The 26,798-nt window shown below is 69.2% G+C and carries 27 protein-coding genes and 3 pseudogenes; 11 read left to right on the forward strand and 19 right to left on the reverse strand.

The window, feature by feature from the left end:
• Positions 1–65 precede the first annotated feature (65 nt).
• Both ACFWVV_RS35725 and ACFWVV_RS35730 read right to left on the reverse strand, forming a co-directional pair.
• A complete protein-coding gene (locus ACFWVV_RS35725) occupies positions 66–188 on the reverse strand; it encodes a hypothetical protein (protein ID WP_384358062.1) in 123 nt (40 codons plus the stop codon).
• Positions 189–637: 449 nt separating this feature from the next.
• Positions 638–1,012, reverse strand: a complete 375-nt coding sequence (locus tag ACFWVV_RS35730; protein ID WP_384358060.1) for a DUF1330 domain-containing protein — start codon at positions 1,010–1,012, stop codon at positions 638–640.
• A 180-nt stretch (positions 1,013–1,192) separates the two neighbouring features.
• On the opposite strand from ACFWVV_RS35730, the gene ACFWVV_RS35735 reads away from it, so the two are divergent.
• The 3 genes and pseudogenes from ACFWVV_RS35735 (at position 1,193) to ACFWVV_RS35745 (ending at position 3,146) form a co-directional block, all read left to right on the forward strand.
• On the forward strand, positions 1,193–2,257 hold the full coding sequence (locus tag ACFWVV_RS35735; RefSeq protein ID WP_384358058.1) for a hypothetical protein: 1,065 nt from the start codon (positions 1,193–1,195) through the stop codon (positions 2,255–2,257).
• Between the two features lie 215 nt (positions 2,258–2,472).
• Positions 2,473–2,630 (forward strand): annotated as a pseudogene (locus ACFWVV_RS35740) (IS5/IS1182 family transposase); the annotation flags it as partial.
• 9 nt (positions 2,631–2,639) lie between these two features.
• Positions 2,640–3,146 (forward strand): hypothetical protein, encoded by a 507-nt coding sequence (locus tag ACFWVV_RS35745; protein WP_384358056.1) that lies wholly within the window; start codon positions 2,640–2,642, stop codon positions 3,144–3,146.
• A gap of 224 nt (positions 3,147–3,370) precedes the next feature.
• On the opposite strand, the gene ACFWVV_RS35750 is transcribed toward ACFWVV_RS35745, so the two are convergent.
• From ACFWVV_RS35750 to ACFWVV_RS35785, 8 genes are all read right to left on the reverse strand, one after another.
• Entirely contained in the window at positions 3,371–3,505 is a 135-nt protein-coding gene (locus ACFWVV_RS35750; protein ID WP_384358054.1) for a hypothetical protein, read from the reverse strand.
• A gap of 27 nt (positions 3,506–3,532) precedes the next feature.
• Positions 3,533–3,754, reverse strand: a complete 222-nt coding sequence (locus ACFWVV_RS35755) for a hypothetical protein (RefSeq protein ID WP_384358052.1) — start codon at positions 3,752–3,754, stop codon at positions 3,533–3,535.
• Between the two features lie 57 nt (positions 3,755–3,811).
• Positions 3,812–4,078, reverse strand: coding sequence for a DUF4235 domain-containing protein (locus ACFWVV_RS35760; protein WP_384358050.1), 267 nt, complete (start codon positions 4,076–4,078; stop codon positions 3,812–3,814).
• Positions 4,075–4,530, reverse strand: coding sequence for a DUF3618 domain-containing protein (locus tag ACFWVV_RS35765; RefSeq protein WP_384358048.1), 456 nt, complete (start codon positions 4,528–4,530; stop codon positions 4,075–4,077). The genes ACFWVV_RS35760 and ACFWVV_RS35765 overlap by 4 nt, the downstream gene beginning before the upstream one ends.
• Entirely contained in the window at positions 4,527–4,946 is a 420-nt protein-coding gene (locus ACFWVV_RS35770; RefSeq protein ID WP_384358064.1) for a phage holin family protein, read from the reverse strand. The genes ACFWVV_RS35765 and ACFWVV_RS35770 overlap by 4 nt, the downstream gene beginning before the upstream one ends.
• Positions 4,947–5,014: 68 nt before the next feature.
• Positions 5,015–5,212: a YegP family protein gene (locus ACFWVV_RS35775; protein WP_384358046.1), complete on the reverse strand. Its 198-nt coding sequence runs from the start codon at positions 5,210–5,212 to the stop codon at positions 5,015–5,017.
• Between the two features lie 84 nt (positions 5,213–5,296).
• On the reverse strand, positions 5,297–5,878 hold the full coding sequence (locus ACFWVV_RS35780; protein ID WP_384422902.1) for a phosphatase PAP2 family protein: 582 nt from the start codon (positions 5,876–5,878) through the stop codon (positions 5,297–5,299).
• 86 nt (positions 5,879–5,964) lie between these two features.
• On the reverse strand, positions 5,965–7,056 hold the full coding sequence (locus ACFWVV_RS35785; protein ID WP_384358042.1) for a YihY/virulence factor BrkB family protein: 1,092 nt from the start codon (positions 7,054–7,056) through the stop codon (positions 5,965–5,967).
• A 377-nt stretch (positions 7,057–7,433) separates the two neighbouring features.
• On the opposite strand from ACFWVV_RS35785, the gene ACFWVV_RS35790 reads away from it, so the two are divergent.
• Positions 7,434–7,694 carry a GlsB/YeaQ/YmgE family stress response membrane protein gene (locus ACFWVV_RS35790; protein ID WP_384358040.1) on the forward strand — a complete coding sequence of 87 codons (261 nt, stop codon included), beginning with the start codon at positions 7,434–7,436 and terminating at the stop codon, positions 7,692–7,694.
• A gap of 223 nt (positions 7,695–7,917) precedes the next feature.
• Complete coding sequence (locus ACFWVV_RS35795) at positions 7,918–8,112, forward strand: antitoxin (RefSeq protein WP_384358038.1); 195 nt, start codon at positions 7,918–7,920, stop codon at positions 8,110–8,112.
• Positions 8,113–8,235: 123 nt separating this feature from the next.
• On the opposite strand, the gene ACFWVV_RS35800 is transcribed toward ACFWVV_RS35795, so the two are convergent.
• The 8 genes and pseudogenes from ACFWVV_RS35800 to ACFWVV_RS35835 all read right to left on the reverse strand — a co-directional run bounded on the left by ACFWVV_RS35800 (position 8,236) and on the right by ACFWVV_RS35835 (position 18,678).
• The gene (locus ACFWVV_RS35800; protein ID WP_384358036.1) at positions 8,236–8,649 is read right to left on the reverse strand and encodes a hypothetical protein; all 414 of its coding nucleotides are present in this window, start codon (positions 8,647–8,649) and stop codon (positions 8,236–8,238) included.
• 23 nt (positions 8,650–8,672) lie between these two features.
• Positions 8,673–9,524, reverse strand: a complete 852-nt coding sequence (locus tag ACFWVV_RS35805) for a hypothetical protein (protein ID WP_384358034.1) — start codon at positions 9,522–9,524, stop codon at positions 8,673–8,675.
• Between the two features lie 552 nt (positions 9,525–10,076).
• Positions 10,077–12,977 carry an XRE family transcriptional regulator gene (locus ACFWVV_RS35810; protein ID WP_384358032.1) on the reverse strand — a complete coding sequence of 967 codons (2,901 nt, stop codon included), beginning with the start codon at positions 12,975–12,977 and terminating at the stop codon, positions 10,077–10,079.
• A 1,159-nt stretch (positions 12,978–14,136) separates the two neighbouring features.
• Positions 14,137–14,890 (reverse strand): annotated as a pseudogene (locus ACFWVV_RS35815) (class I SAM-dependent methyltransferase).
• Between the two features lie 227 nt (positions 14,891–15,117).
• Positions 15,118–15,369: a hypothetical protein gene (locus ACFWVV_RS35820; protein WP_384358030.1), complete on the reverse strand. Its 252-nt coding sequence runs from the start codon at positions 15,367–15,369 to the stop codon at positions 15,118–15,120.
• 903 nt (positions 15,370–16,272) lie between these two features.
• Positions 16,273–16,950: pseudogene (locus tag ACFWVV_RS35825) on the reverse strand (TipAS antibiotic-recognition domain-containing protein); the annotation flags it as partial.
• 40 nt (positions 16,951–16,990) lie between these two features.
• Positions 16,991–17,554: a cupin domain-containing protein gene (locus tag ACFWVV_RS35830; RefSeq protein ID WP_384358028.1), complete on the reverse strand. Its 564-nt coding sequence runs from the start codon at positions 17,552–17,554 to the stop codon at positions 16,991–16,993.
• Positions 17,551–18,678 carry a type III polyketide synthase gene (locus tag ACFWVV_RS35835; RefSeq protein ID WP_384358026.1) on the reverse strand — a complete coding sequence of 376 codons (1,128 nt, stop codon included), beginning with the start codon at positions 18,676–18,678 and terminating at the stop codon, positions 17,551–17,553. The genes ACFWVV_RS35830 and ACFWVV_RS35835 overlap by 4 nt, the downstream gene beginning before the upstream one ends.
• Positions 18,679–19,111: 433 nt before the next feature.
• On the opposite strand from ACFWVV_RS35835, the gene ACFWVV_RS35840 reads away from it, so the two are divergent.
• The 5 genes from ACFWVV_RS35840 to ACFWVV_RS35860 all read left to right on the forward strand — a co-directional run bounded on the left by ACFWVV_RS35840 (position 19,112) and on the right by ACFWVV_RS35860 (position 24,865).
• Complete coding sequence (locus ACFWVV_RS35840) at positions 19,112–20,368, forward strand: cytochrome P450 (protein WP_384358024.1); 1,257 nt, start codon at positions 19,112–19,114, stop codon at positions 20,366–20,368.
• Between the two features lie 357 nt (positions 20,369–20,725).
• The gene (locus ACFWVV_RS35845; RefSeq protein WP_384358022.1) at positions 20,726–21,379 is read left to right on the forward strand and encodes a hypothetical protein; all 654 of its coding nucleotides are present in this window, start codon (positions 20,726–20,728) and stop codon (positions 21,377–21,379) included.
• A 203-nt stretch (positions 21,380–21,582) separates the two neighbouring features.
• Positions 21,583–21,675 carry a putative leader peptide gene (locus ACFWVV_RS35850; protein WP_384358020.1) on the forward strand — a complete coding sequence of 31 codons (93 nt, stop codon included), beginning with the start codon at positions 21,583–21,585 and terminating at the stop codon, positions 21,673–21,675.
• Between the two features lie 127 nt (positions 21,676–21,802).
• Positions 21,803–23,203: a sulfatase gene (locus ACFWVV_RS35855; protein WP_384358018.1), complete on the forward strand. Its 1,401-nt coding sequence runs from the start codon at positions 21,803–21,805 to the stop codon at positions 23,201–23,203.
• Positions 23,204–23,990: 787 nt separating this feature from the next.
• Positions 23,991–24,865 (forward strand): IS5 family transposase gene (locus tag ACFWVV_RS35860; protein WP_384358016.1). Its coding sequence is split into 2 segments (ribosomal slippage): positions 23,991–24,357 and positions 24,357–24,865, totalling 876 coding nucleotides; the frame shifts between segments, so codons are not numbered across the junction.
• Between the two features lie 21 nt (positions 24,866–24,886).
• On the opposite strand, the gene ACFWVV_RS35865 is transcribed toward ACFWVV_RS35860, so the two are convergent.
• Entirely contained in the window at positions 24,887–25,852 is a 966-nt protein-coding gene (locus tag ACFWVV_RS35865) for an NAD(P)-dependent alcohol dehydrogenase (protein ID WP_384358014.1), read from the reverse strand.
• Between the two features lie 108 nt (positions 25,853–25,960).
• Here ACFWVV_RS35865 and ACFWVV_RS35870 point away from each other — a divergent pair, with 108 nt between their 5' ends.
• Positions 25,961–26,641 carry a TetR/AcrR family transcriptional regulator gene (locus ACFWVV_RS35870; RefSeq protein WP_384358012.1) on the forward strand — a complete coding sequence of 227 codons (681 nt, stop codon included), beginning with the start codon at positions 25,961–25,963 and terminating at the stop codon, positions 26,639–26,641.
• Positions 26,642–26,798 lie beyond the last annotated feature (157 nt).

Genomic DNA, 26,798 nt, shown 5'->3' on the forward strand with positions numbered 1-26,798 from the left:
GTGCGGGGCCCTCTGTGTTTCCCGTTGGTTGCGTGCAACCCAGGCGAAGGCAGGAGTGCGACTCTTTAAGCGAGGTCGAGCGTGATCTCCCCGTTCCGGGTCGTCAGGTGCAGCCGATACTGACCCTCCGGGTCGTCCGGGTCGTCGGGGACGCCGGTCCGCTTCTCCCCGTTGCTGCTCGTGGCCACCACGGTGTACCGCGCGGACGGTGCGGTGACGTCGATCTCCCCGTTGTCCGACTCGGCTCGTACGTCCTGCGCGGCGACCGTGGTCAGGGCGATGTCCGTCCGGCGGCGGTCTCGACGTCGACGGCCCCGGTGATCCCGGAGAGGTCGATGCGTCAGCTGTCGCTGGTCACCCGGACCTGGCCCATGGCGGTCAGGCCGACGGTACCGGTGGAGGTGCCGCCCGTCACCGGAAGGCCCGCCGGGACGAGTAACGCGGCCGCCGTGCCGGGCCGGGGGAGGGGGGCGAGAAGTTCCGGTCATCCGATGATGGAGCGCGCGGCTCTGAGCACGAGGGTGGCCGGCACCCATTCCGCTCGGGGACGTCGTCGAAGCCATCAACGAAGCGCTCACCGCGTGCGGTGACCCTTGGCCGGACTGTCACCCCGGCACCCTCGTGCTGGGCTGCCAGCTCACGAGGGGCCGAGGTCGCTGTCGTCGAAGGACCGTGCTTCTCCTGCCCGGAGGGCCGCCGCTCTTCGGCGTGGGTCATACGCCGGTCCGACGCCTTCGATCAGCAGCAGGTCCCCGTCGATGTGGTCGGCCCGCAGGTGCTGGATCTGCTGGTATGCGGGGGACCGGTACCAGGAGCGCGCGACGGCCAGGTCGGGGAACTCGATCAGGACCATGCTGCCGGGCCAGGTCCCTTCCACCACCTCGGCGGGCGGACCGTGAACGATGAATCGGCCGCAGAAGGGGTCAAGGGTGGCCTGGATGAGTTCGAGGTACTCCAGGATGTCGGGGTGATGGCGCCGCTCGCGCAGATGCGCGAAGCCGTAAGCGGGCATAGGGGGTTCTCCTCCGGTCGGCCCGTGTCCCCGTGTGGGACGACGCGGTGAACGTAGCCACCGGGCGCACCGCGTGGCCATTACCCCCGAGGTAATCGATCTCGGTCGGGGTGTCAGGTCAGGGTGGGGCATCCGGGGCGGCACGGGGCCGTCGAGGATGAGACCGATCGGGGTGGGTGGATGTTCACGTACAGGCGCAGGGCGCGGGGGATCTCGTGGGTGGTTGCCGGTGTGGCGGTGGCCGTCTCGGCGGCGGCCTGGCCCGGCGCGACGGCGGCGGCGGGGCCTTCGGGGACGGACTGCCCGCAGGCGCGGGCCGGCATTGAGCGGCTCGAAGGACGCATCACGCCCAACGTCTGCGCCTTTCTGCAGCGGCAACTCGCCTTCGGCGCGATGCCGACCGGCGAACTACCGCTGCCCGGGGACAAGGCGCTGCAGCATCCCCGGGTCGCGGCCTACCTCGACATCTTCGACCCGGCCGCAACCCTCTGGGAAGCGGGCGGCCCTCCCAGGAGCGATCACCGCGTGATCGGCGCCGCCATCGGCGGCTCCCTCAACATGGTCCCCGACCTGCACTACACCGGCACCGACGTCGTAGCCGACGGCGGCGTGGTGATGTTCGGCCAGTGGAACACCGCCACCCTCAAGGGCCACAAGGTCGCCTACCCACAGATCGCACGCAACGTCCTGGGCGACGACGGCAAGACCATCCAGGCCCGTCGCTACTACGACCGTCACGTACTGGTACGCGACACCCTGTCCGACGCCCCCAGAGCCCTGTTCGACGGCATCGTGGACAGCGGCAGGCTCCCCGCCCCCGGCCGGGGCCGCGCGAGCGTGGCGGCGGCCGAACTCCCGGACCGCCTGACCGCGTGGAACACGGGGAACACCGATGCACTGCTGCACCGGATGAGCGGCGCGCGGCTGGCCGGGCCCGGGCTGGCCGAGTCCCTTGCGACCCAGGCCGGCAAGCGGGCCTACCTCCAACGCCTCTTCGACAGGGCCGACCTCGAACTCAAGGCCGGTCAGGTCGCGTTCGGCAGGACCACCGCCTACGTCGAGTGGTACGGCAGGGTCACCAGGAAACAGTCCGCCTACGCCGGGGAGAAGAGCGTCGCCGTTCCGTTCGGGATCGTGGAGCGCTTCGGGCCCGACGGCGCGTGGGAGTTGTACTTCGACACGCTTCCGGTCCTGACCGACCAGGAGACGATCAACGGCCTCTTCGCACGGCTGGCCGCCCCATAAGTCCATCCTCCAGGGCGGGTATCTGTCAGGGGTGCTCTGTCCCGTTGTAGCGCTGCCTGGGGTGGCGGAGATCGCGTTGCGGATCAGTTCAGGGCGACTGATTCCGTGCGACCTGCCCGCTGCTCTGTTCACCGTCCGCGCTGGGGCGTCGCGGCTTGCCCGGCCATACCTCGTCGAACGGCGCATTGACGATCGTTGGTGCGGCCCGTTGGAGGCGCCGCCACAACAGCACCATGCCAAGATCCGCTGCCTCGGCGAACAGGCCATGTCCACCCTGAGGAACTGGCGGCTCCCTCGGAATGTTCTCCCCAGCACCAGCCGCATCACCAACCGTGTGAAGGCCGTCCTCGTCCTTCCGCACGCAGCAACCTGAGGTCTTGCGGTGAGCTCGATCTCCACACATCATCGGTTCCGGGATCCACGCAGCACGAGTTACGACTTCCTCGCGTCGGTCCTCGTGTGCTGTCCCGGTTGCGAGAAGATCGCTCACGTCGTGGCAGGACCGGAGCCGGCCGGGGTGCACGGTCGTGACCTCTTTGCACCAAGGCGCCTCGTCTGCCGGAACTGCGGGGTGGCGAAGGAATGGAGCCGTGGAGGTGTGGCCCTGCACCGGGACCGGCACGCGCCGGCCACGGACCCGTACTTCGGCGTCCGTCTGTGGCTGCAGACCGAGACCCGGCATGGGCGGGTATGGGCCTACAACCTGGAACACCTGGACCTGATCAGGCGATTCGTGCAGGCGACGCTGCGTGAAGGGATTCCCCGTCACGACCACGGCCGGAAGATGACCGTGGTGGCCCGCCTGCCCGCATGGATGCAGCAGGCCAAGAACCGCGACGAGGTGCTGCGGGCCATCGCCCGCATCCATGCCTCTCTGCTCGGCGCCTGATTCGGCGACACCGAGCCGGCCGCTCATCCCGTGACGCGTCTGGCAATTCCCCTCAGAGCGTCATGGAGACACCGCCCCCCGGCAACGCCCCGACTTCCGCCTGTGCTCCGTACCCGCGCCGGACCTCGCGGCCGCCGCCTGCCGCCAGGCTGCCCGTGACCCGCACCGAGCCGACAGGTCACCTTTCAAGCCCCACCCGGTCCGCCTGCCCCGCCGAGGCCGGCTCACAGCATTTCGCCGACGCCCCAGGTGGCGCTGATGTCGCTCAGCCACCGGTCAGGGAGTTCCCCGTTCCACCGTGCGCTCAGCGTGTACCGGGAGCGGACCTCGACCAGCTGCTCCAGGACGATCAGCGACACCGGATGCGCGTGCAGCTCGCGCCGCCCCTACTTGGCCGTCGCGGACCGCGGCCCGTACTCCGCGTACAACTGCACCAGCCGCTCCCGGTAGGCGTCCACGAACTCGCCCCGTAGCTGTAGGCCGCGCTCAAGGAGTGCCTGGCGGGCGCTCCGCAGGAGGTACGGATCGACCTGGGCGCGGTGACCTTCTTCGACTTCGTCGGCCAGGACCGGCGACTGGGCTGCCGACCCGCAGTCGCCCGCGCACAACCGCCACGCCCGCCAGTGAACCGGCCCTCGTCAGCAGGGCGGGCACCGTTCCTGTGTTCAGCCGGGCCAGGTGCCGGTGAGGCGGTGCACGGTGGCGGCGCCGGCCCGGTCGACGGCGGCTTTGACGGCGGCGAAGATCGCTCCCTGGAGGGCCGCTGCGAGCAGGATTTCCTGCCAGGTGCGGTCCTGATCGGTCGCGTCGGGGGCGTCATCGTCGTGACCGAGCATCTTCCATGCCTGTTTGAACGCTGCTCCGGCAATCATGCCGCTGCCAGCCCCGAGGGCCAGGCCCACGGGCTTGTAGGCGATCTTGGACGCTTTCACCGGTGCCCCTTGTTACGGCGCTTCTTGACCAGTACCAGCACCGCAAGAGCGGCCGCTGCCATCAGAGGTCCGCGCCGCTGGCGCGCTGCCTGTGTGGCCCGGCCGACCTTCTCACTGAGCGTTGGCGGGGTCTTTTCCTGGAATTTGCTCGCCACCCTGGCGGCAGCTTGGGCGATCCGTTCCCTGGCCTGGGCCGTCTTCTCGGCGACCGGGTCGGGAAGCTTGTCCTGTGTCACTCGCACAGCCTGCGACGCCTTGCCCTTGACCTCGGCTGCCTTCTGCTGGGCGTGCGTCCTTGCCCCAGCCGTTTTGTCCTGCACCTGGGCCTTCACGTCCGCTTTGCCGGCCAGGGCTTCCACCGTCTGCCCGAGCTTCTCGCGCGTGCCCTCGACTTTCTGGCGCAGTTCTTCAGGGGTAGGGGTTTCCTCGTGGGACTGCGAATGGTTGCTCATCGGTGCGTTTTCTCCTTGATCTCGTCCACGTCGGCCTTGACACTGTCGATCGCCCGCTCAGGGACAGGCGGGCCGGCCTGGGCGATCTGCTTCTTGCCTACCAGTGCAAGGACCCCGGCGATCACCAGGAGCACGCCGAAGACGATCAGCGCCGACGCCCACACCGGGAGCACCAGGGACAGCGCCGCGATTCCCGTGGCCACCAGGGCCTGGAGGGCGAGGAACGCCACCATGCCCGCGCCGCCGAACAGGCCACCGCCGATACCGAACCGCTTTCCCTTTTCGGTCATCTCCGCCTGTGCCAGGCGCATCTCCTCTCGCACCAGTTGCGACAACTGCTGCGACGCCTGCGTCACCAGCGCCCCCATCGAATCGTCCTTACCGCTTGACCCGGTGGGGTGCTCAACGGTGCTCATGGTCATTCACCCGCCCTTCCTGGACGTACCGGCCCCCGCACGAGAGGGTCTTGCCTTTTCGTTCGTGGTCAACTTCGCTTGCCGTCGCCTCCGGTGACGTCGTGGACGGGGGCATCCGCGTTGCGTTTGACCGAGTCGATGCCGGTCAGGCAGGCGCGGTGGCTTTCGTAGTGTTCGCTGGTGGCGATGACCTGTCCGTTCGTCGCGATCAGCACGAAGTGGTAGCCCTTGCCGGGCTGGTGCCGGACCTCATAGCGTGCCGCCATTTCAGACCTCCGGATTGTCGTGGGCGGGTCACCGCAGCGCGTACCCCTGACGGTCATCGGGCCATTCCTTCCCAGGATGGCGCTTCACAGCAGGCGGCGCAGCCAGAGCCGCGGGGCCCGGTGGATCATCCAGGCACTGGCCAAGCCGATCACTGCGCCGACGGCTACGTCGCTGGGGTAGTGCGCCCCGGAGTGCACCCTTTCCACGGCAACCGCCACGGCTGGTACGGCGCAGGCCGCACCCCATCCCGGGCTGGTGCCGGCGACGGCGGCGGCGAAACCGACAGCGGCGGCGGTGTGCCCGGAAGGAAACGAAGAGCTGTCCGGCCGGTCGTGGACATCGTCATGGGGAATCAGCTCCTTGGGGGGCCGGGGCCGCTCACAGAGCCGTTTACACACCGCGTTGGACACCAGCTCGGACACGCCCATGCTGGCCAGAGCGACGGCTGCGGCTTTCCGTTCCCGGTGACCACCGGCGACCGTCATGACCGCCGCCGCGGCCCACCACAGTTTGGTGCCCTCGGCCGCCGACTCCACCACCGGCAGCACTTGCCGCACCCAGGGCGAGGTCCAGTGGGCCATGCGGCGGGTGAGCCGACGGTCGCCTTCTTTGAAATCAGCCAACCAACTCATGTGCGGGCTGGTTCCCTCCACTACGTCTGACATGCACAAATGATCGGTCCTTGCCGCTGGGCCCGGTGGGCAGCACGCGTAGCGTGTCGCGAAGTGAGGGCAGAGGGGGGCAGGAGGATTCAGCCGAGGCGACGGCGGTCTTCCTCGGTCCACTTGGCGGTGTCGCGCGGTTCGACGTAGGGCTCCTCGGTTTCGGGGTGACCGCCGTCGATGGCGCGCTGACGTGCCATCTCTGCGTCGAACTCCAGCCCCAGCAGGACGGCGAGGTTGGTGATCCACAGCCACACCAGGAAGACGATCACTCCGGCTAGGGTGCCGTAAGTCTTGTTGTACGAGGCGAAGTTGGCCACGTACAGGGCGAAGCCGGCCGAGGCGACCATCCACAGCAGCAGCGCGAAGAAGCTGCCCGGGGTCACCCACCTGAAACCGCGGCCCCGGGCGTTGGGGGCGGCCCAGTACAGAATCGCGATCATGAACGTGACCAGCACGACCAGGACCGGCCACTTGGCGATCGACCACACCGTCATCGCGCTGTCGCCGACACCGAGAGCGGAGCCGGCTCGCTGGGCGAGGGGGCCGGTGAACACCACGATCAGGGCGCTGGCTACCGCCAGGAGCATCAGGACCACGGTCAGCACCAGGCGCAGGGGCAGCACCTTCCACACCGGACGGCCTTCGGGCATGTCGTAGACGGCGTTGGAGGTGCGGATGAACGCCGCGATGTACCCGGAGGCCGACCACAGCGCCAGCACGAGACCCACGATGGCCATGAGGGATCCGGTGCCGCCGTTGCCCTGCAGTTGCTGCACAGCGTCGGAGATGATGTCCCGGGCCGGGCCGGGGGCGAGATCTTGAAGGTTGTCCATCACCTGCTGGGTGGCCGACTTGCCCGCGATACCCAGCAGGGACACCAGGACCAGCAGGGCAGGAAAGAGCGAGAGGACCCCGTAGTAGGTCAGGGCCGCGGCCCGGTCGGCGAGCTCGTCGTCCGTAAACTCCTTCGCCGTGCGCTTGAGCAACGACCACCACGACCTCTTGGGCATGGCAGTCGGCTCGTCGGGCGCTTTGCGCTCCACCTCCGGGTCCGGCCCGACGGTGCCGGACGCCTGCGAGACATCGTGGGTGCCGTCCGTACGGTCTCCATCGCGTCCGGTGCTCCTACGGCCGCCAGGTTCGTTCCGGTGCTGAGAGGGTTCGGGTATTCGTGCCATGCCAGAGGGGTAACCGCCCCCGCAGTGACGAAACGGATCCCCTTTCCATGTACTTGCTGATGTTTCGTTCCCCGGACGCCGGTGAGGCGCGAAGAGGAAACCCGCACCGCCCCGCCACGGCACACAGCAGTGAAGAGGCGCTGACCCGCTCCGCCGGCGGGGCGGGCGCGTAGAACCGACCGCATCCGGGTGCCCGGCGCGCAGCTGCATCCGCCTTGCCCGGCCCGGCTCCGCAGCCTTCAACCAGTGGCAGCGGTATGTCGCAGTCATGGTTCCTGCATGGGGCGGCGATTGGCGGCAACGCGTACAACACGGCGCCTTGGGAATGCGGGCTGTACGTCCCCGAAAGATCGGGGTAGCAGACAGGAGAAGTTGCTATGTCGTTCCTCTGGGCCATCATCGCGGGACTCATCATCGGCCTCCTGGCCAAACTCGTCCTGCCCGGCCGTCAGCCCATCCCCCTGTGGCTCACCCTCATCCTCGGTATCGTCGGCGCCCTGGTTGGCAACGCGCTGGCCAGCGCCATCGGCGTACGCGACACCGGCGGCATCGACTGGATCCGGCACATTTTCCAAATCGGCGTCGCAGCCGCACTCATCGCCGTCGTCACGCCCCTGTGGGCCAAACGACGCGGTTGAGCCGCTCCGCCCTTCGCCCTGTCAGCCCTACGATCCGGCCTACTGGACCGTCTCCATGCCCAACGGCCACACGGGCCGGTTGGTCGGCCGTGAACGACCCGCTCACCCCCGCAATACGGCCGAGCGAGCGCGAGAACGGATCAGAGTCCGCGCCGGTTTGACCCGAAAGTGCGGGGTATGAGCAGCAGCGTACGACTCACCGCAACACCGTAGGAGGTATCTCATGGGCAAGCTGGGCGATATGGCGAACAAGGCCAAGGACATGGCCAAGAGCCACCCGGATCAGGCCGACAAGGGTGTCGAGAGCGCCGAGCGTGCGGTCGATGAGCGTACCGCGGACAAGTACGACGCCCAGACCGACAAGGCCGCCGACGCGGCCCGTCGTTCCTACGGAGGTGGCGGCACAGCCGACCAGTGAGCAGTATCCCCGGCCAGGTCCCCAGCGCCCGCGCTGGGGACCTGGGCATGCCGAGCCCCATCCCATGCACGTGCGCCTCCCGGTAGCGTGTCCGGGAGGCGCGTTGCGGGCTGAAGAGGGGGGTCACCAACCGCAGTTGGTTACCCATTTGTGCGAGGAGATGCGGTCGTTCCACTCCCACGGGATGTTGCCCCTGCCGCCGTTGGGGGCGCAGGTGGAGGCGCCGGTCCAACCGATGTTCTCGTAGACGCGGACGTCGCCCAAGGCGCCGCCGTAGCCGCTGTTCTGCCAGGCCGAGGCGCGGTCACTCATGTTGAACCGACCGCCCGCGCATGCGCTGCGCCAGTCGCTGTCGTTCCCCGCCCAGCCGCAGGACGTGCCGCCGAAGTTGGTTTCCTCCCACACCCAGTAGTTGCCGTCGGCGCTCACGCCGGTGGTGTCGGCCGGGGCCGCGCTGGCCGTAGTGAGGGCGGCGGGGACAGCCAACAGCGGCAGTGCGAGCGCACCCGCCAGAAGCATGTTGCGGATCTTGGACATGGATTCCTCCAGAGGTGTCTGTGTTACTCGGATCGTGTGGTGCCGGTGCCGGTGCCGGTGCCGGTGGCGCTGGTGTGGGGGGATCTCGGGGGAGGGGTGGGCGCGAAGGATGCCGTACGTCGCGCTCTGGACAGTGCCGCGTTCTCCAGCCTCCATCTCTCGTCGAGTTCCTGCCGGTACCGCGCTCTGATCTGCCGGCTGTAGGAGTGGTCCAGGGCGCGAATGACCCCTGCCAGCCGGGTGCTGGTCACGCAGGTCGCCTCGGCCACGGCGAGCGCGGTCTCGGCCACGTCGGCCTTGGCCACCGGCAGCCGCTCGCGGTAGCGGACTACCTCCTGTCGGGCCTCGTCGGGGTTCTTGTACGGGCGGCCCGCCGCACGCATGCAGGTGGCCCATTGGCGCACGGCCGCCGCGTAGCGTCGGTCCTGGCGAACGCGCTCCTCCCGGACAGGGCGCAGGTTCATCGTGATGACCTTGACGCGGAACCAGTTCGACAGGTCGCCGTAGAGGTTGCGTTCGGCATCCGCGATACAGCCCTCGGTGGACGCCGTGATGGTCATTCCGTTGGGTACCTTCACCGACAGCCCCTCCGCGCTTGCCCCCATCAGCGCGGTACCGGCAGCCGTGCGCGCTGAAGGCGACAGTCCACGGAGGTACCGCTGGTTGGGGTCGGCCTGAATCGCCTTCGCCACCTTGCGCTCCTCCTTGCCTCCGTATCCGTGCGTGCGGGCCCACGCCACGTCGGTGATGGCGTACGGGAAGGACCGAGTGCCGCTGGCCGAGCCCGGGACGGCCTCAGTGACTTCGTAGCGGAATCCGCGCGCGGCCATGCACCGGCTGATCAGGACCTGCTCCGCGCGAGCCAGTATCCGCATCTCCGCTGTGGTGGGCTCGCGGGACGGGCCCGCAGGACGGGGATCTGACGGCGAGCCGTCAGCTGCCGCCGTGCACCCGCTCAGCAGCAGAACGACGACCGCTGCCACGCACACCGGGGAGCCAGGGTAGCCGTCATGCCTCATCGGTAGTCCTCCTCTCGCCTTGGCTGTCCGGGGCTGCCCATCCAGGTCTAGCGGTTGTTTGTTGTTCTGCGTCGGGACGAACGGACCGGACAAACAAGTGCCGGACAATTCCGTGCGACGGCGGAGCGCTGACCTGGGGACACCGCGGCCGACTTGTCGTCGGCCGGGGCGGTGACGGCCAAGGCGGTACGCATCGCAAGAGCGGGTAGGGGCCATCGCGCCGGTCGGCAACCGGGCGCGTCCCCGGCCCTTCCCACGGCCGAGGCGGCCGCAGCGGCTCGATCAGCGCTCACATACCGTCCTTCGCGCTCCACGGTCGAAAGCCCACGGCTTCGCGAACGACTCAAAAACCACATCGGTCACGTCAGACGGGGGCGCCGAAACAGGATCTTGTTGTGGGATTCAAGGTCAGATCCCACACGGGGCGCGGTAGCGCACGTCCGCGAAGTAGTCGTCCCACTGGGCGCGAGTGATTGCGGTGGGATTCCGGGCGCAAACGCGGTCGATGGCAAGTTGCGGGTCGGTCGGCCAGAGGCGGGCGCTGCCGTCGTTGCCGCCCGTGAGCAGGGTCCTGCCGTCGGGGGACAGTGCCACGGTGTTGAGGGCGCCGTCGGCGCCGAGCGCACCGGCCGGCGCCGGGCGTCGAGGGTTGGTGACGTCCCAGAGCCGTCCGACACCGTCATAGCCACCTGAGGCCAGCAGCCGTCCGTCCTTGCTGAGCGCCACCGAGATCACGACCTCGTTGTGGCCGGTCAGGACCGAAAGGGGTGCTGGGCGGCGGGGGCGGGAGGTGTCCCAGAGCCGTACGGTGCGGTCGTCGCTGCCGGACACGAGGGTGCGGCCGTCGGGGCTGAAGACCACTGAGGTGACGAAGTTGCGGTGGCCAGTAAGGACCGCCAGTCTGAGCGGTTTGTGCGGCCGCGTCACGTCCCACAGCTGTACGGTGCGGTCGTCGCCTCCGGTAGCCAGAGCGCGCCCGTCGTGGCTGAACGCTACGGCTTTGACGTTCAGCCGATGCCCCTTGAGCACGGCACGGAATGCAGGACGGGGGCGGGTGGTGAGGTCCCATAGCCGTACGGTGTGGTCGTAGCTTGCGGTGGCCAGCGTCCGCCCGTCGGGGCTGAAGGCGACGGCGAAGACCACGTCAGTGTGCCCGGCGAGCGTGCCGACTTGCGTGGGGTGCCGCCGATCGGACACGTCCCACAGCCGTACTGTGTGGTCGAAGCCGCCCGCCGCAAGCGTCCGACCGTCCGGCGCAAAGGCTACGGACGTCACCTGACCGGCCGCCTTCGTTGCCCCCGTCCTGACCGGATGGCCTTTGTCTGGTACATCCCACAGCTGCACGCTCTTGTCACCGCCTGTGGCCACTGCGCGGCCCGCGGAGTCGAACGCGGCCGCGGAGACGAGGCCGCCGCTCCCGGAGAGAGGTGTGCTGGCGGCACTGAGCAGGCCGTCGCGGGCCTCAGGGGTGGGTGAAAGCTTGTACGCGGCCATCATCAACTGGGCGTACAAGGCAGGTTGCGTGTCGCGCAGCTGGCGCGACTCGATTGCAACGGTGCGGGAGAGAATCTCGTTGCGCTGCTGGGTGATCTGATGTTGGGCGTACAGGGCGTAGCCTGCCGCACAGGTGGCGACGAGTGTGGCAACGGCCAGTAGGCCAACGAGCCACCGCAGGCGCCGGGCACGCTGGGACACCCTTCGCTCTCTGGCCGCCTCGGCGGACAGGCTGGCGTCCAGGAATGCCCGCTCCCGCACGCTCAGGGCGTCGTGGCGCGCCGAATCGTCAGTGAATTCCGCGGCCGCAGCCAGCTGCGCCCCTCTGTACAGGACGTCCGAGCCCCGGTCCAGGGACTCCCAGAGCCTCGCCGCCTCGGTCAGCCGACGGTGACGGCGCAAGCGCTCGCGGTCCTCCGTCAGCCACTGGTGCAGACGCGGCCAGCAACGGATCAACGCCTCGTGCGTGACGTCCACGTAGTCGCCGTCGAGCGTGAGCAACCGGGCGCGCGCCGCCTGTTCCAGCACCGAGACGACATCGGGACCGTGGTCGAGCTCATCGCGTGGCATGCGTCGCCTGGTGTCCTCGGTGCCCTCACCCAGGCTGGTCAGCCGGAGGAAGAGCTGCCGGGCGAACTGCTGCTGGGAAGGGGTGAGTGCGGCATAAAAGGTTTCCGCGGTCCGGGCAAGAGCGCCTTCCATCCCACCCGCGGCCTGATATCCCGCAAACGTGAGGGCGTTCCCGCGGCGCCGGTGCCAGGTCTCCAGCAGGGCGTGCGAGAGCAACGGCAGTGCTCCGTGCTTACCGTGGCACTCGGCGATCAGCGCCGCCACGAGCGAGCCCTCCACAGTCAGCCCCGCCCGGACGGCCGGCTGGACGATCGCCTGACGCAGTTGCTCACCTGACATGGGACCGAGAGTGATCTGGGTGTCGGCCAGTGCGGTGAGGAGTTCCGCGTAGTGCGTGCAATGCGCGTAGAAGTCGGCGCGCACCCCGAGCACCACACGGCAGCGGCTGTTCGGGGCCTGCGCTGCGGTGACAAGAGAGGAGATGAAGGAGACCCGCTCCTCCTCGCTCCGGCACAGCGTGAAGATCTCTTCGAACTGGTCCACCACGAGGATCACCTCGGCGGTGGGAGGCCGCTCCGCCATGATCTGACGCACGATCCGGTGCAGGTTGGCCCGGTCGTCGGTGAGGTCGGTGTGCAACCGGCCGGCGGTGGTCCTGGCCGGCGCCGCGAGCTTGATCGCGCACTCCTCCAGCGGGTGCGGGCCGGGCGTGAGGAGCAACACGGTCGCGGACTGCGCCACTTGGCGCAGCCGAGGCAACAGACCGGCCCGCAGCAGCGAGGACTTACCCGAACCGGATGCACCGAAGACCGCCACGAATCGGCGCCGCGACACAAGGCCGACCAGCTCATCTGCCAGCCCGTCCCGCCCGAAGAACCGTTCACCGTCCTCCTGCTGGAACGCGGCGAGTCCCGGATACGGAGCCGCCTCCACCGTGTTCCCGGAACGTGGACCGTCCTCCGCCCGGACGGTGTCCGTGGCGAGCCGAGCAGCGGCGTCGTGCCACAGCTGCTCCCACTGACGTACGTCACCCTCGCAGGCGCGGACATAGGCAAGGGTCACCGGAAGCGAGGGCAACGCACGGCCCGCCGCGGCGTTGGACAGCGTGGTGACGGAATAGTGGGTGCGCTGCGACAGCACCCGATAGGTGGGGCGGCCGGCTTTCTGCCGTAATTGCCGGAGTGCTGCCGCGAACGTCAGCTCCGGACTGTCCCCGCTGTCCAACGGCCGTTCACTACGTGCCACCGTCGCCCCCTTCCGTGCGGTCGTCCCCCCGGTGATTGTTCCCCATCCGTTTGTTCGGCACCTGGCTTCCGATGCCGAACAACGCACTCTGGCTGGTTTGTTGTGGGTGGGCGCAACGGAAGCGCCGGGCTGGAGCCACCCGTCTCTGCGCGGTCGCAGCGCACCCCGGCGATACCCGGCAGCTGCGGGAGATGCCCCCTGTTCACGCAGCACCTTCGATCCACCGGACTGTTCACATCCGACACCACCGCTCACCGGAAAGACATGCGCAAGAAAAAACCGTGCACAGCAGCGGCCGGTCCGAGATCCCCGGCACCTAGAGCGGCCACGGATACAACCGAGCTCCTCCGCAGAAGCCGAGGACGTGGTAGCCGCCGGCCGTCCGTCGCGGGACTTCTTTACGAGACGGGCCCTCGTGGCTCCCACGACACCATCCGCTTCACACGGCTTCCCCTCTCCCGCACCCTCACGTGAGGGACCTCCGCGGGGTGCGGGACATCCCGAATCCTGAACAACGATGAGGCGGCCGTGATGGCGAGCCGGGCCATTCCCGGACCGAGAGGCCGGCACAGAGTGTCCGCGGAGATCCGCCGAAGCCGAACCACTCAGCCGCTTGCTCCTGCAGTACGTCATCTGCTAAACCGCCCTGACCGCCTCCTGCCAGGCCTGGAGCGCATGGGGGCCGCCCATCCGCGAAGAAGACCTCCCCCGCCTGCTCGACACGATGCCCCTCATCTAGGGCCGGCCGGGAATCATGAGATGTTTGTTGTCGCCGTACCCGTAGGTGTGGCAGAAGCACCGGTCAGGTGCGGTATCCGCGTTCGGCCGCAGCCACGGTGACACGTCAACGGTGCTAGATAATCAATTCCAAGGGAGGCCTGCGGACGGCGTGGGGCGGGTGTGGCGGCCGAAACCACCGCGAGACGGTCAGGCGTCGGGGTCGTCTGCTGGGTGGGTGAACCGCACGGGCATGCCCAGCGACCGGGCGTAGGCGATTTCGACTCGGGTGCTTTCTCCGATGTAGTCGCCCACAAAAACGCCTGAGTTCACGGTTACTGAGCGATCGAGGACGCGAACCCAGGCAGGGGTACTGATCGGACGCATGCTTATCGTCGTCCCTCCCTCCAGCAAGATCCGGCCAGGACTGAGAGTCCGGTGTTTATACCTTGCTCGCGACCACCATGTAGTTCCCGGCCTCAAGATCGAACGTGCTCAGTTCCGTTTGGAGTCCGGCCCGGTGCAGCTCGACTTCAAGTTCCTCGTACCGGTAGGGCCAGCAGGACAGCACTTCCGAGCGGACAAGAACCAACCCGGTCGCATCAACTTGCGCGATCGCAATCTCGATGTGGTGCTCCTCCTCCCAATGCGGCGCAATATCCCAGCGGTAGACCACGACAGCTTCGCGACCGTTCCGGCGGACGAGTCGATCATTGATCTCCAGCCGGGAACCTCTGGCCCTCACGAGTTCCCAAGTGCGGGATGTGAGTACCAAGCGCCCGCCGGGGCGCAGAAGCCGTGACATCGACGCCAGAGCAGCATCTGCCTGTCGCGCCCGCGGCATGGTGAAGCGAGTTGCCAACGCAGAACACCATGTCGAACGTGTTGTCCTGGAAATGGTCGGGCAGCTCCTCCCAGTTCGCCCGTACGGCCCGGACGGATGCCCCGAACTCCGCAGACAGCCCCACAGTCCGACGAACCATCGCCTCGCTGGCGTCAGTTGCGACAACCTGCATCCCACGACCGGCGAGGCCAACCGCCAGCTGTCCGGTTCCGCACGAGCAGTCGAGGACGTGAGCGTTCGACGGTAGGAGACTGAGGACGTCGTCGAACGACGCAGCGAACTCGGCTGGAGGCAACTTTGCATCCGAGATGAGCCATTCGTACACCTCGGCAAGCACGTCATAGCCTGTCACAAGCTCTACCTCCGTCACGCGGCAGACTCACGGCAGGACGTCAGTCCATCAGCGGGGCAAGCCGGGCACCAATGGTTTTCGCAAGGATGGCTTTGACGGTGTTTGTGGGTTGTCAGTTGTCCGCCTGAGTGGATGTCACCGGACCAAAGCAACTCGGTGCAGTGGAGCCCAAGGAACTGCTCATAAGCAGCCCTGGGTTCCGAGGCGGTGCCGGATGAGATGCACGATCACGGGGCGCACGGCATGCTCCCACTGGGGATGTCGGTCACGATGTCTCCAAGTGACTGGGGACCGTCGTCGCTGTCCGCCGGGTCGGGTGGGAAGAAGCGGATGGAGCGCAGACCGGTCTCCGGGGTCATGTTGAACACCGCGCATAGGTGTTGCGGGCGGGCGCCGGTGACGGCGGCGGCCTCTTCAAGAATCCGGTCCTCACGGAGTTGCTGGGCGGTGACCGGGAGGCCGCGCAGCACGACCTGCATTCAGCCGATGGTGCACGCCGGGCGCGGCTGCAGATGCTGGCGTTGCCAGAGATCGAGACCGCGGTGACCGACCTTGAGAGAGTCGTCGCAGCCTCCGCCTGAAGACCGGGGGCAGGCGCGCAGCAGTGCCAGCGCGCACGCGTGGTACGGGTGCGTTGTGCCATGCTCGCAGCGGGCGGGCCCGGGCCGCCAGGACGGAGAAGCGGTGCGCTCTTGTCGGGACACCATGCACGCCCCCCTGCGATCAGCAGTCTCTGGGCCGCCCGGGGGACCAGCGCGCAACCGGTGAGCAAGCATGAGCTCCGAGTCCTGCACCGGTAGGCGTGCCGACCGCTACGACACCCCGAGCCGAAGGGAGACCGAGAGGCCTCGCGGCGGCGACGGCGGTCCCCTGCCGATCTCCGCACGATCTGTGGGGCTGCCCGTGCCCGCCCGTGCCAGTTCCGTCAGGCCCTTGCTGCCACCGCAACGGGGTTCCTCGCGTCAGGCGGGTGCCAGCGGGCGGCACCTCGTCATCCGAGTGCCCCCGGCCGGGCGTAGCACCACGCTCCGCGGCGCCGCTGGCAACGACCGCCCCGGCCAGGGTCACTGTCCGGCGCGCAAGCACCAGGAGGGCGCGCTCACGTCGGCCAGTGTCGCGCTGCTGGGCCACAGCTGGTTCCGGGGTATCAACGTGAGTGGAGTGGCGCGAATCCTACGAGTGGCGTTGTTCACGACTTTCGACAGTGATTATTCAGCGCGTTGCAAGGCGTTCTTTCGTGAGGGAAGTCGTTGTTCACGGGAATGGGCGGCACCGTGTTGAGGCGGCCGCGGCCGGTTCTCGGGATCGAACATCGCCATGACCGCCGTGACACGACGCAACCGCCATCGCGGCCCTTCCCCCGATGACGGTTGCGTCGTGTCTCAGTTCAGCCGGGTGGTGGCGTAGACCTCGATGGCGTCGCGCTGGTACGCGGCCAGGCCGGAAGCGATGGCCTCGTATGTGGCGCGCCACGTCTCGTTGTCGACGATCGAGCACCCGATGACCCGGTACTCTTCGGCGGAGACCGTGCGCAGCGCGGTCAGCGCCCGGTACTGGGCGTCGATCTCGGCCTGGACCAGGTCGGCGTCGGCCGGAAGGCCCGCGGCCATGAGTTCGGCCAGCCGGATCATCTGCGCGGTGCGCTCACGGTGCGCGTCCTCGGCGTCGGCCTGGCTCATCGCGTCGGCGCGTCGTGCCACCGCTTCGGCGAGTTCGGGAAAGTCGCGCATGTTCTCCTCGTACTGGGAGGGCGCCACGCTTTCGAAGAGGTTCTCCGGTCGGTTGATGGTCATGGGGTTGCCGTCCTTTCTGGACTGCTCCAGCTCGGCGATCGTGGCGGAAACCGTGCCGGCCAGCGCGTCGAGCCGGTCCCGTTCTTCGAGGAGGCGCTGGTGGGGGCCCCGCAGGGCATCCACCTCGTGGAGCTGCTCGGACAGGATCCGACCGATCTCCGGCACCCCGACACCCAGCGCCCGCAACACGAGGATCTGTTGCAGCCGCAGCAGCTGGCGCTCCCCGTAGTAGCGGTGCCCACTGGCCCCGATCCGGGCCGGCGGCAGGGGCGCAGGCGGTGCCCGTCGCGCCCCGGGACCCCCGGCCTTATTGGGGGGCGGGCGGGTCGTAGCGCAGCGGGGTGATCTGTTCGATGTCGTACCGGGCGCGCAGTGCGTCGATCGCCGCGTCGCGTTCGGCGGATTGCGCACCGGAGGTGAGGATGTCGAGCAGTTCCTCGAAGTAACGCTCGTGGGCGGGTGGCGGGGAGGACTGGAAGAGCATCTTCGCGGTCGCGCCGCCGGTGTTGGCGAAGGCGTGCGGGCAGCCGTGCGGCACTTGGATGAGGGTGCCGGGAGTGGCCGTGATCCTGCGCTGTCCCGCGTGCGACTCCCAGGAGCGCCAGCTGTCGGGAGTGCGTACCCGCGGTTCGAACGCGAGGACCTCCAGCTCGCCTTCCAGGACGTAGAAAAGTTCCTCGCTGTGGGCGTGGGAGTGTGCGCCGACGTCGAAACCGGGTGGTACCAGCACCTCGAACGTCGAAGCGGAGGCGGAGTGCTCTCCGGTCACCTTGTACGTGACGTGCTGGGCCTTGGCGGACAGGACACGGCCCGCGCCGGGCGGCACCACCAGGCCTTCGGTGAGCCGGGCGCTCAGGGGGGAGCCGGTCATACGAGGGCCTCCTGACCGTCGAGGCCCTCGCTGTCGGTCAGGCTCCCTTCGAGACGGTTCAGCGTGCGCGCGGTTGCCTCGCCCGTGGTCCAGGTGCCTAGCGCGACCTCGGCGGTGATGCCGGGGCCGAAGCCCGCGATCATGCCGTGGGTGCCGGTGCCTGGACCACCCTCGGTGAACAGGCGGCGCAGCGCGTCAAGGACGACGGCGCTGGCGATGTTGCCGTACTCGGTGAGCGTGGCGCGGCTGAAGCGGAACGACGTCGGCGGGACCTCGAGGTGGGTGCACAGATCGTCAAGGATGCGTGGGCCGCCGGCGTGGATGATGTAGAAGTCCATGGCCGAGGCGGACTGGCCGTGCTGATCGGCCAACGAGATCAGTACCGGAGCGAGCTGTTCCATCGTGCCTGGCACCCGTTTGTCGAGCATGAAGTGGAAGCCGGTCTCCCGGACGTCGTAGGAGATCCAGTCCTCCGTGTCGGGCACCAGGTAGCTGCCGTTGTGCCGGAGTTCGACACCGGTGCCGCCGCCCCGCACCACGGCCGCGGCGACGGCGTCGCCGAACAGGCCGTTGGAGAGCAGGTTGCCGACGCCGAGGTCGGTGGGCTGGTAGCAGAGGGAGGAGAACTCGCAGCTCACCACGAGGGCGTTGCGGTCGGGGTAGGCGGCGCAGAAGTCGTGGGCGCGGTTGATGGCGGCGCCGCCCGCCGCACAGCCCAGCTGCGCGATCGGGATCTGCCGGGTCTCGGGCCGGAAGCCCATCGAATTGATCAGCCAGGCGGTCGGCGAAGGCATGGTGAACCCGGTGCAGGACACGAAGACGATGAGGTCGATGTCACGCGCTGTGAGCTCTGCGTGGCCGAGGGCCTCTTCCACCACCGCGGGGATCCGGGCCTTGGCCTGGGTGACGTACATGTTGTTGCGGGCGCGGAACCCCGGGTGCTGGAGGGTCTCCTCGATGGGGCGGACCAAGTGGCGTTTGCTCACTCCGGTATTGCTGATCAGGCGCAGCGCGAGCGGCAGCTGGGGGTGGTCGTGGTGCAGTCTGTGCGCCAGCGCGAGGGTGTCCTCCTGGGTGATGACGAACTCAGGCACGGCTACGGCGGGGCGGCACAGTGTGGGCATGGGATCACCTCGGGCGACGGGGGGCGGGGCAGACATACGGCCGCGGCCACCAGCACGCCCTCGTAGGCACGGCCGATGCCGTGCCCGGGGACGGGCAGGACGCTCCGCCGTCGGTACATCTGCTGACAGTCCCACATCCAAAACACACAAAGATCAACACGGCCACCGCTTGCGTCCAGCCGTGCGGCGGCGGATGCGGCAGCGGAGTGCACCGGCCGCCCGCCGGCCGACTTTGCCATTTCCAGGCATAAAGCCACGAGTTGACCGGGTAAGGAACGGTCTGCGCTCCTGCGGGCGGCGCGGACGACGGATGAAGACGCGCCGACAGGTGCGTACGAGCCGGCTGGAGCACCGCAGCGGACGCACGAGGGACGGCCGCGGCCCACGGCAGCGGTCCACGGACGAAACGTACGACGGCGAGCGGAGTGGTGGCATGACCGAAAGACTCGTGACCGGAACACCACGGACGGACGGGCCGGCATCCCCGTGTCCCGCGCCGGGGACGCGGACGTACGACGCTCACGACCTTCCGGCGCTCGACTTCGATCCTTTCCTGCGCGCCGCTCTGACCGACGCCCCCGTCTCGCGCATCCGACTGCCGCACGGCGAGGGCGACTGCTGGCTGGTCACCCGGTATGAGGACGTCCGTTTCGTGACCTCGGACCCGCGCTTCAGCCGCGACATCGTCGGCCTTCCCCTTCCCAAGATGACCAAGCACTTCATCCCGCTGGACCGGGCCGTCAGCTTCGTCGACCCACCCGACCACGCGAGGGTCCGGGCCGTGGTCGCGCCCGCCTTCACCCAGCGCGCCATGGACCGGCTGCGCCCCCGCATCCAGGCCATCCTCGACGGCCTGCTGGACGCCGCCGAGGCCGCCGGCCAGCCGCTCGACCTGGTTGCCTCGGTCACCTCGCCCTTCCCGCTGGCCGTCATCGGCGAAGTGCTCGGCATGCCCGCCGCCGACCTGCCGCAGGTGCGCGACTGGGCCCAGACCCTCCTCACCCGGGCCTCCGACGCGAGGGCGGCCGAGCGGGCGCGCGCCGTCAAGGAGCGCGCCCGGGAATACTTCCGCGAACTGGCGCACCTGCGCCGCCGCGCGCCGCGCGAGGACCTGATGAGCACCATGGTCGCCGCTGTCGACGCGGGACGCATCGACGAGGAGGAACTGCTGGCCCTGGCCACTTTGATGGGCCTCAACGGCTGGCACGCCGTCTGCAACAACACCTCCAACATGGTCTACGCCCTCCTCACCTCAGCCGGCCTCGCCGGCCGGCTGCGCGCCGAGCCCGCCCTGATGCCACGCGCCGTGGAGGAACTGCTGCGCTGGATCCCCCACAAGCACGGTGTCGGCCAGCCCCGCATCGCCACCAAGGACGTGCGGGTCGGGGGAGTGCTGGTCCGTGCGGGCGAGTTCGTGTACGTGAGTTACGTGGCGGCCAACCGGGACGAGCGGGTCTACCCGGTACCCGACCGGATCGACCTCGACCGCGAGGGGCCCCCGCACCTGGCATTCGGACACGGACCCCACTTCTGCATCGGCCCGCTCCTCGCGCGGACGGAGTCCGAGATCCTGCTGACCACCCTGCTCACCCGCTGGCCCGGACTGGGACTCGCCGTTCCTGCGGAGGAGGTGCCCTGGCAGACAGAGGTCCTCATCCGGGGCCCCGAGGCCCTGCCGGTCCGCTGGTGAGCAAATCCGTCCGGCACCCGGGCGTACTTGGCGCACATCGAAGAACGTGCCGCACGCGGGCGCCGCTGCGACAGACTGCGCCGCAGGCGCAACGGTGCCGTAGACCTCGGAACGGACCGCCTGTGCGACGCAATTACCGTCGGGTGCCGGGGTGCCGGGGTGCCGGGGTGCCGGGGTGCCGGGGTGCCGGGGTGCCCCCTGCCCCGTTGGATTTCCGCCCCCTCGTACGTGGCCCGTCCCGAGGGTGAGGCCAGTCAGCGGCCCCGTGCCGGGCCCGGAGCCGGCGACTCCCGGCGGCTCCCCCCGAGAGCCGGTCCCGGGCACCGGACTGTCAGTGCTCTTTGGCAGCATGAACGCATGAGCAAGGTAGTGAACTACAGCATGGCGAACCGCGGCGAGATCGTACGCTTCGTTCCCGCCATGGACCTGACCGCCGATGAGTCACGACGCCTGGACAACATGCGCGTCAGGGCGAAGGCACGTCAGGAGGACCTCGACTACCAGGGGGTGGACTGGGGGCTGTCGGTCCCGGACGCCTTGGAGGAACTGGTCTCCGGCCGTGCCGACTCCCGGGCCGATTACGCCGGTTGCGCCTACTACGCGGCCCTCCAGATCATCATCGACCACAACGCGACCGACAGCTCGACCTTGGCGAGCTACCGGAGTCCTGTCACTTACTTCTCCGCCCTGGACGACGCACTCAGCTCGGCGGGCGTCCCGGCCAACCTTCTGCCCTACCAGTACGTCTTCAGCGGCCCGCCCCAGGAGATCGGTTTCCCCATACCCCGCCCCCTGGAGGGTTCACCGGAGATCGGCTGCTGGCCCCTCGCCAAGGCTGGCCCCGCGGCGGAGGCCTACCGTGCGGTGCTTGACCGCGTCGACCCCGATCTCCGGTACGACCTCGGGGAGCTCGTGGAGATCCTCGACAGCTGGGCCTCGGAATGGAGCAAGGGCGAGGGCGCCCGGTGGTGGGCGGAGGACGGCTCGATTTTCTTCTCGATCACCGGCTGACCCGGTGCTGTCTGCCGCCGCCCCCCCAGACAACCACTGCCCCCGTGGGTGCGCCGACCACGGGGGACCGCGGGGGGTGGCCGGCGCGCGGTGGCCGACACGTGGTGGCCGACACGTGGTGGCGTGTCGATCATGTGAACTACTCCGGCAACCGGTCCGGGAACCGTTGACGCCGCTGCCCGCCCCCGCGAGACTCCTGGCCCATGCAGCCCTCGTGTGACCGCCCGGTCACCCTCGTTCGGCGCCGGCACGTGGACCTCGTCCGTGTCGCGAGCGCTGCTTGTCGCTGCCACTGACCGGCCGGCCTTCCCGCTCCCCGGCCGCAGCCGCGCTCTCCTTCTTCCTCCCCGCCAGAAGCGCCGTCCCCGTCCGGCCGGGCTTCTGAGCGATGCCCGCACCCGGCACGCCCCTCTGGAGACTCGTATGTCCACGCCTCTGTCCCGCCGCGCCCTCGGCGGGACCGCCGCCGGTGTCGCCGCCGCAGCCGCCCTTGGTACCACCGCAACCACTGCCCAGGCGGCCCCGGCCCCACAGCGAGAGCGCCTCTTCCGCGCCGCCCACCCGCGCCGCCATTCACGACGGCCCAACATCCTGTTCATCCTGGGCGACGACCTGGGCTGGGCGGATCTCTCTTCCTACGGTTCCCCGCACATCCGTACCCCCCACCTGGACCGTCTCGCCCGCGGCGGCGTCCGTTTCACCGATGCCTATTCCGGCTCCGCGACCTGCTCACCCACCCGCTTCAGCCTCTACACCGGCCGCTACCCGGGCCGTACGAAGGGAGGCCTCGCCGAGCCGATCGCTGACAAGTCCGTCGGTCTCGAGCCCACCCACCCGACACTCGCCTCGCTGCTGCGGGACTCCGGTTACGCCACCGCCCTCATCGGCAAATGGCACTGCGGACACCTTCCCGACTACTCCCCGACCCGCTCCGGCTGGGACGAGTTCTTCGGCAACTTCGGCGGAGCCCTGGAGTACTACTCCAAGTTGGGCCTCAGCGGCGAGTACGACCTCTACGAGGGCGACGCCGAGTACAAGGACCTGCGCTACTACACCCGGATTCTGGCCGAGCGGGCGAGCGAGTACGTCAGCCGCGACCACGAGAGACCCTGGCTGCTCAACCTCAACTTCACCACCCCGCACTGGCCCTGGATCGCCGACGGCGACGAGGACACGAGTGCCGAGATCGTCCGCAGGATCAAAGCTGGCGACCGCTCCGCCCTCTGGCACCAGGACGGTGGCTCGATCGAGAAGTACAGGGAGATGGTCGAAGATCTCGACCGTTCGCTCGGGCAGGTCCTGAGTGCGCTGAAGCGCTCCGGCCAGGAGCAGGACACCCTCGTCTTCTTCGCCAGCGACAACGGCGGCGAGCGCTTCTCCTACAACTGGCCGCTCGCCGGAAGCAAAGGCTCCCTGCAGGAAGGCGGGATCCGCGTTCCGTCGATTCTGCGGTGGCCTGCCCGGATCGACGGCGGGCAGGTCAGCGACCTGCCCGTGTTCACGCCCGACTGGACGGCGACCCTCCTCGACCTGGCCGGCGCGCGCCCCCACCCCGCATACCCGCTCGATGGCATCAGCCTTGCCGGGCACCTGCTACGAGGCGCCGAGGTGCCCGAGCGAGACCTCTTCTGGCGGGTGCGGGGCGAGCGGGCACTGCGTCGCGGCGACTGGAAGTACTTCCGCGGCAAGTCCGGCCGGGACCAGCTCTTCCTCCTGTCCGAGGACGCCCGCGAACAGGCAGACCGAGCACCCTTCGAACAGGCACGGCTCTCCGAGCTACGGGCCGCCTGGGAGCGCATCGACACGCGGCTGCTCCGCTACTGAACGCCACCGGGGCCCCGGCCGGCTGCGGCCCGGAACCCACGGGTCCGCGGCTGGGTGGCCCGACCGGGGGCGAGCGGCGCTCCGGGGGCAGGGGGAATCCGGGCTCCTGGCCTGCGATGCCGTGCACGGTGCCGTGCGGCACGTGCTCGCCCGGCGTGCCGTGGCCGTTGATGGCCGCGCGTACGGCCCGGTCACCGCGAGGGTCGGCCATCAGGCGGGCGATGTCCCACCAGCCCAGTAACAGCGCTGGATAGTGGGGCGGGATCGCGTCCATGAACTCCCGGTCAAACCGCGTGCGGACGTTCTCGTGGCGCAGTGCGGCGCGGATGTCGTCCATGGAGGGCGGCCGGTGGCGGAGGGCGGGTGGCAGCGTGGCCTCGTACTCGGGCGCCGGCTTGCGGCCGGGCTCGACCATGATGTTCCCGCCCAGCGCGGTGGCAACGGCGTCCTCCGACTCCTCCTGGGCCTGCACGGCACACTCCCACCAGTAGTCCCGGAAGGCGACGCCGGCCTCAAGGTCGGCCAGATCGAGGGCGACGCGCCGCTTGTCGATCTCCGCACGCTCGTCGCCGGGCAGGACATTGCGGATCGCACCGAGAGTCTTCGCCGGATGCGTGGCGGGGCCGGCCGACGTGGCGCACCCCTTGGTCTTTGCGCACGTCGTTGGAGGGGGGACCCCACACGAGGGCGCCGCCCCTCATGCCGGGCTTCTCCGGGCCGGCAGCCGCCGTGGGTGCCTCTAGGGTCTGTCGCGAAAGTGGATCTTGGTCGTGGATGATCAGGCCCTGTGGGGCGTGGTGATCTGACGAATGGACAGTGGGCCCGGCTTGAGCCGTTGTTGCCGCAGGGCATCAAGCCGGGCCGTCCGCCGGTGTGGACGCGACGGCAGCTGATAGACGGCATTCGGTGGCGGACCCGTACCGGTGCTCCCTGGCGTGATGTGCCGGAACGCTACGGGCCCTGGGAGCGGGTCTACGACCTGTTCCGGCGCTGGCAGCGCGATGGCACCTGGGCCAGGTTCGTCACTCAGCTCCAAGCTCAGGCGGACGCGAAGGGCCTGATCACCTGGGACGTGAATATCGACTCCACCGTCTGCCGGGCCCACCAGCACGCCGCCGGGGCCTCGAAAAAGGGGATCTGCAAAAGGAACCGCCCGGCGGCATTGCCGTTGAGCCGGCCGACCATGGTCTCGGACGTTCCCGAGGCGGCCTGACCACCAAGATCCACCTTGCCGTCGAGCAGGGGCAGAAGCCGCTGAGCGTCGTGATCACAGCCGGCCAGCGGGGTGACTCGCCGCAATTCGAGCCGGTCCTGGAAGCCATCCGGGTACCTCGCCTTGGTCCGGGCCGGCCCCTCAGGCGGCCGGACCGGGTGCGGGCCGACAAAGCGTACGACTCCCGCCGCAACCGGGCCTACCTGCGCAGACGCGGGATCAAGGCGACCATCCCGGTCCCCGCCGACCGCATCCGCAACCGCCAGAAGCTCGGTGCCCGAGGCGGTCGGCCGCCGAAGTTCGACAAAACCGACTACCGCGAGCGGCATGCCGTCGAGTGCGGGATCAACCGCCTCAAGCGCCACCGGGCCGTGGCCACGAGATACGACAAGCTCGCCGTCCGCTACGAGGCGACCGTGTTGGTTGCAGTCCTCAACGAGTGGCTGTGACCAGCACCTTCCCAACAAACCCTAGTCGACCCTGACCACGTACTTGCCCCGCACACCGCCCGCCTCCAGCGCCCGGTGTGCGGCCGCTGTCTCCTTCAGCGGGAATACCGTGTCCACCGCCGGCCGCAGCTTCCCCTCTGTCACCTGGCGGGCGAGGTCGTCGAAGAGCGCACGTTCGGGGTTGCCGCTGAAGAAGCGCACCCGGCCGCGTCCGTGGACGGCGCTGGCCGCGATGTAGCCCAGCGAGGCGGCGGGCCGCGTCAGGTCGAAGGCGATGGTGACCATGCGTCCACCCGGCTTCAGCATCCGCCGTACGGTACGCAGGTCGGTGCCCGCCGTGTCGAGGACCACGTCGAACAGTCCCAGTTCCGCAGGGGACACGGTCCGGTGGTCGACGGCGTGGTGGGCACCGAGCGTACGGACGAAGTCGAGGTTGGCAGCGCGGGCCAGGGCCGTGACCTCGGCACCGTACGCCTGTCCCAGCTGGACGGCGGCGTTGCCGACGCCGCCCGCCGCGCCCCGTACAAGCAGCCGTTCGCCGGGGCGCAGTGCGGCCTTGTCGCGGAGGGCCGTGACGGCCGTGGTGGCCACCGGCAGCGCGGCAGCGGCCACGAGGTCCAGCCCGTCCGGGACCAGGCCGAGCCGCTCGGGCCGTACCGTCACGTACTCGGCGGCGCTGCCGAAGCCGGAGCCGCGGCCCAGGACGCCCCACACCTGGTCGCCGACCGCTACGCCGGTCGCGCCGGTGCCGAGTGCGGCGATCTCGCCAGTGAAGTCCAGCCCGACGCGCTGCGGGAACTTCCGGCCGGTGACGAGGCGGGCCCGACCGGAACGGGCCGCCAGTTCGCCGCCGTTCACGCTGAACGCGCGCACGCGCACGAGGACCTCGCCGGGTGCCGGTCCGGGACGTGGCACCCGGCCCTCATACAGCACCTCGGGGCCGCCGAAGCGGTCGAACAGTACGGCTTTCATCGTGCGGTCGTTCATCGTTGCGCTCTCACCTTCGCCACCAGTGTCCCTGTGGGGGATCGTGGCGCCGAGCGTAGGCTGGCAAACGGACGAGATCGTCCACTTGACCGGAGGTGAGAGACAGCGGTGGGGCAATCCTCTCGGATCGCGGGGCAGGACGGTCTGCGCGCGGACGCCCGGCGCAACCGGCGGCGCATCCTCTCGGCTGCCCGCCTGGTCTTCGCCGAGCACGGCATCGACGCGCCCATGGCGACCGTGGCCCGGCGGGCGGGGGTGGGCGTGGCAACGCTGTACCGGCGTTTCCCGACGCGGGACGCCCTGGTGCGGGCAGCGTTCGCGTACCAGATGGACACCTGCGCTCGGGCGCTCACCGAGGCGCTGGCCGACCCCGATCCGTGGCAGGGCTTCCAGCAGCTGGTCGAGACGGTCTGCGAACTGCAACGGGAGGAACGGGGCTTCCCGGCCGCGTTCGTCGCGGCCTATCCGGACAGCACGCGAGAACACGCGCGGTTCGGGGAACAGGTCGAGCGGGACTTCATGACCCTGGTCCGCAGGGCCCAGGCGGCGGGCGCGCTGCGGGCCGACTTCCACCCCTCCGACCTTGCCGTGGCTCTGTTGGCCCACTGCGGTCTCGTCACCGCGCTGCCGGGTGACCGTGCGGCGTCCCGGCGGCTGGTGGCGTACTTGCTCCAGTCGTTCCGCGCCGAGGCGGGCCACGGAGCGCTGCCAGCGCCGAGCGCACTGTCGCTGCGCAGTCTTCCGCTCGCAGCCCACGGCTCCCAGGGACAGCGGTCCTCCGGAACCTGATACGAAGCGGCGCCTGCCGCGCGGCCGCCCTTCGGGCGACCGCGCCACTTTCGCAACAGGCCCTAGTCTTCTGAGTCAGGAATTCTGTTCAGATGTTTAGACTTGGTCTGTGGCACGTACTGGACGGCCGAAGGCCGAGTTAGTTCTGTCGGACGAG

This window comes from Streptomyces sp. NPDC058663 (genome assembly GCF_042716745.1).
GTDB lineage: Bacteria > Actinomycetota > Actinomycetes > Streptomycetales > Streptomycetaceae > Streptomyces.

What these genes read in the sequence shown, in the direction of transcription:
- ACFWVV_RS35730 (WP_384358060.1), bottom strand. Translation starts at nt 1,012, where the DNA reads ATGCCCGCTTACGGCTTCGCGCATCTGCGCGAGCGGCGCCATCACCCC.
- ACFWVV_RS35735 (WP_384358058.1), top strand. Translation starts at nt 1,193, where the DNA reads ATGTTCACGTACAGGCGCAGGGCGCGGGGGATCTCGTGGGTGGTTGCC.
- ACFWVV_RS35765 (WP_384358048.1), bottom strand. Translation starts at nt 4,530, where the DNA reads ATGAGCAACCATTCGCAGTCCCACGAGGAAACCCCTACCCCTGAAGAA.
- ACFWVV_RS35770 (WP_384358064.1), bottom strand. Translation starts at nt 4,946, where the DNA reads ATGAGCACCGTTGAGCACCCCACCGGGTCAAGCGGTAAGGACGATTCG.
- ACFWVV_RS35775 (WP_384358046.1), bottom strand. Translation starts at nt 5,212, where the DNA reads ATGGCGGCACGCTATGAGGTCCGGCACCAGCCCGGCAAGGGCTACCAC.
- ACFWVV_RS35780 (WP_384422902.1), bottom strand. Translation starts at nt 5,878, where the DNA reads ATGTCAGACGTAGTGGAGGGAACCAGCCCGCACATGAGTTGGTTGGCT.
- ACFWVV_RS35785 (WP_384358042.1), bottom strand. Translation starts at nt 7,056, where the DNA reads ATGGCACGAATACCCGAACCCTCTCAGCACCGGAACGAACCTGGCGGC.
- ACFWVV_RS35790 (WP_384358040.1), top strand. Translation starts at nt 7,434, where the DNA reads ATGTCGTTCCTCTGGGCCATCATCGCGGGACTCATCATCGGCCTCCTG.
- ACFWVV_RS35795 (WP_384358038.1), top strand. Translation starts at nt 7,918, where the DNA reads ATGGGCAAGCTGGGCGATATGGCGAACAAGGCCAAGGACATGGCCAAG.
- ACFWVV_RS35800 (WP_384358036.1), bottom strand. Translation starts at nt 8,649, where the DNA reads ATGTCCAAGATCCGCAACATGCTTCTGGCGGGTGCGCTCGCACTGCCG.
- ACFWVV_RS35805 (WP_384358034.1), bottom strand. Translation starts at nt 9,524, where the DNA reads ATGCGGATACTGGCTCGCGCGGAGCAGGTCCTGATCAGCCGGTGCATG.
- ACFWVV_RS35820 (WP_384358030.1), bottom strand. Translation starts at nt 15,369, where the DNA reads ATGCAGGTCGTGCTGCGCGGCCTCCCGGTCACCGCCCAGCAACTCCGT.
- ACFWVV_RS35830 (WP_384358028.1), bottom strand. Translation starts at nt 17,554, where the DNA reads ATGACCGGCTCCCCCCTGAGCGCCCGGCTCACCGAAGGCCTGGTGGTG.
- ACFWVV_RS35835 (WP_384358026.1), bottom strand. Translation starts at nt 18,678, where the DNA reads ATGCCCACACTGTGCCGCCCCGCCGTAGCCGTGCCTGAGTTCGTCATC.
- ACFWVV_RS35840 (WP_384358024.1), top strand. Translation starts at nt 19,112, where the DNA reads ATGACCGAAAGACTCGTGACCGGAACACCACGGACGGACGGGCCGGCA.
- ACFWVV_RS35845 (WP_384358022.1), top strand. Translation starts at nt 20,726, where the DNA reads ATGAGCAAGGTAGTGAACTACAGCATGGCGAACCGCGGCGAGATCGTA.
- ACFWVV_RS35850 (WP_384358020.1), top strand. Translation starts at nt 21,583, where the DNA reads ATGCAGCCCTCGTGTGACCGCCCGGTCACCCTCGTTCGGCGCCGGCAC.
- ACFWVV_RS35855 (WP_384358018.1), top strand. Translation starts at nt 21,803, where the DNA reads ATGTCCACGCCTCTGTCCCGCCGCGCCCTCGGCGGGACCGCCGCCGGT.
- ACFWVV_RS35865 (WP_384358014.1), bottom strand. Translation starts at nt 25,852, where the DNA reads ATGAACGACCGCACGATGAAAGCCGTACTGTTCGACCGCTTCGGCGGC.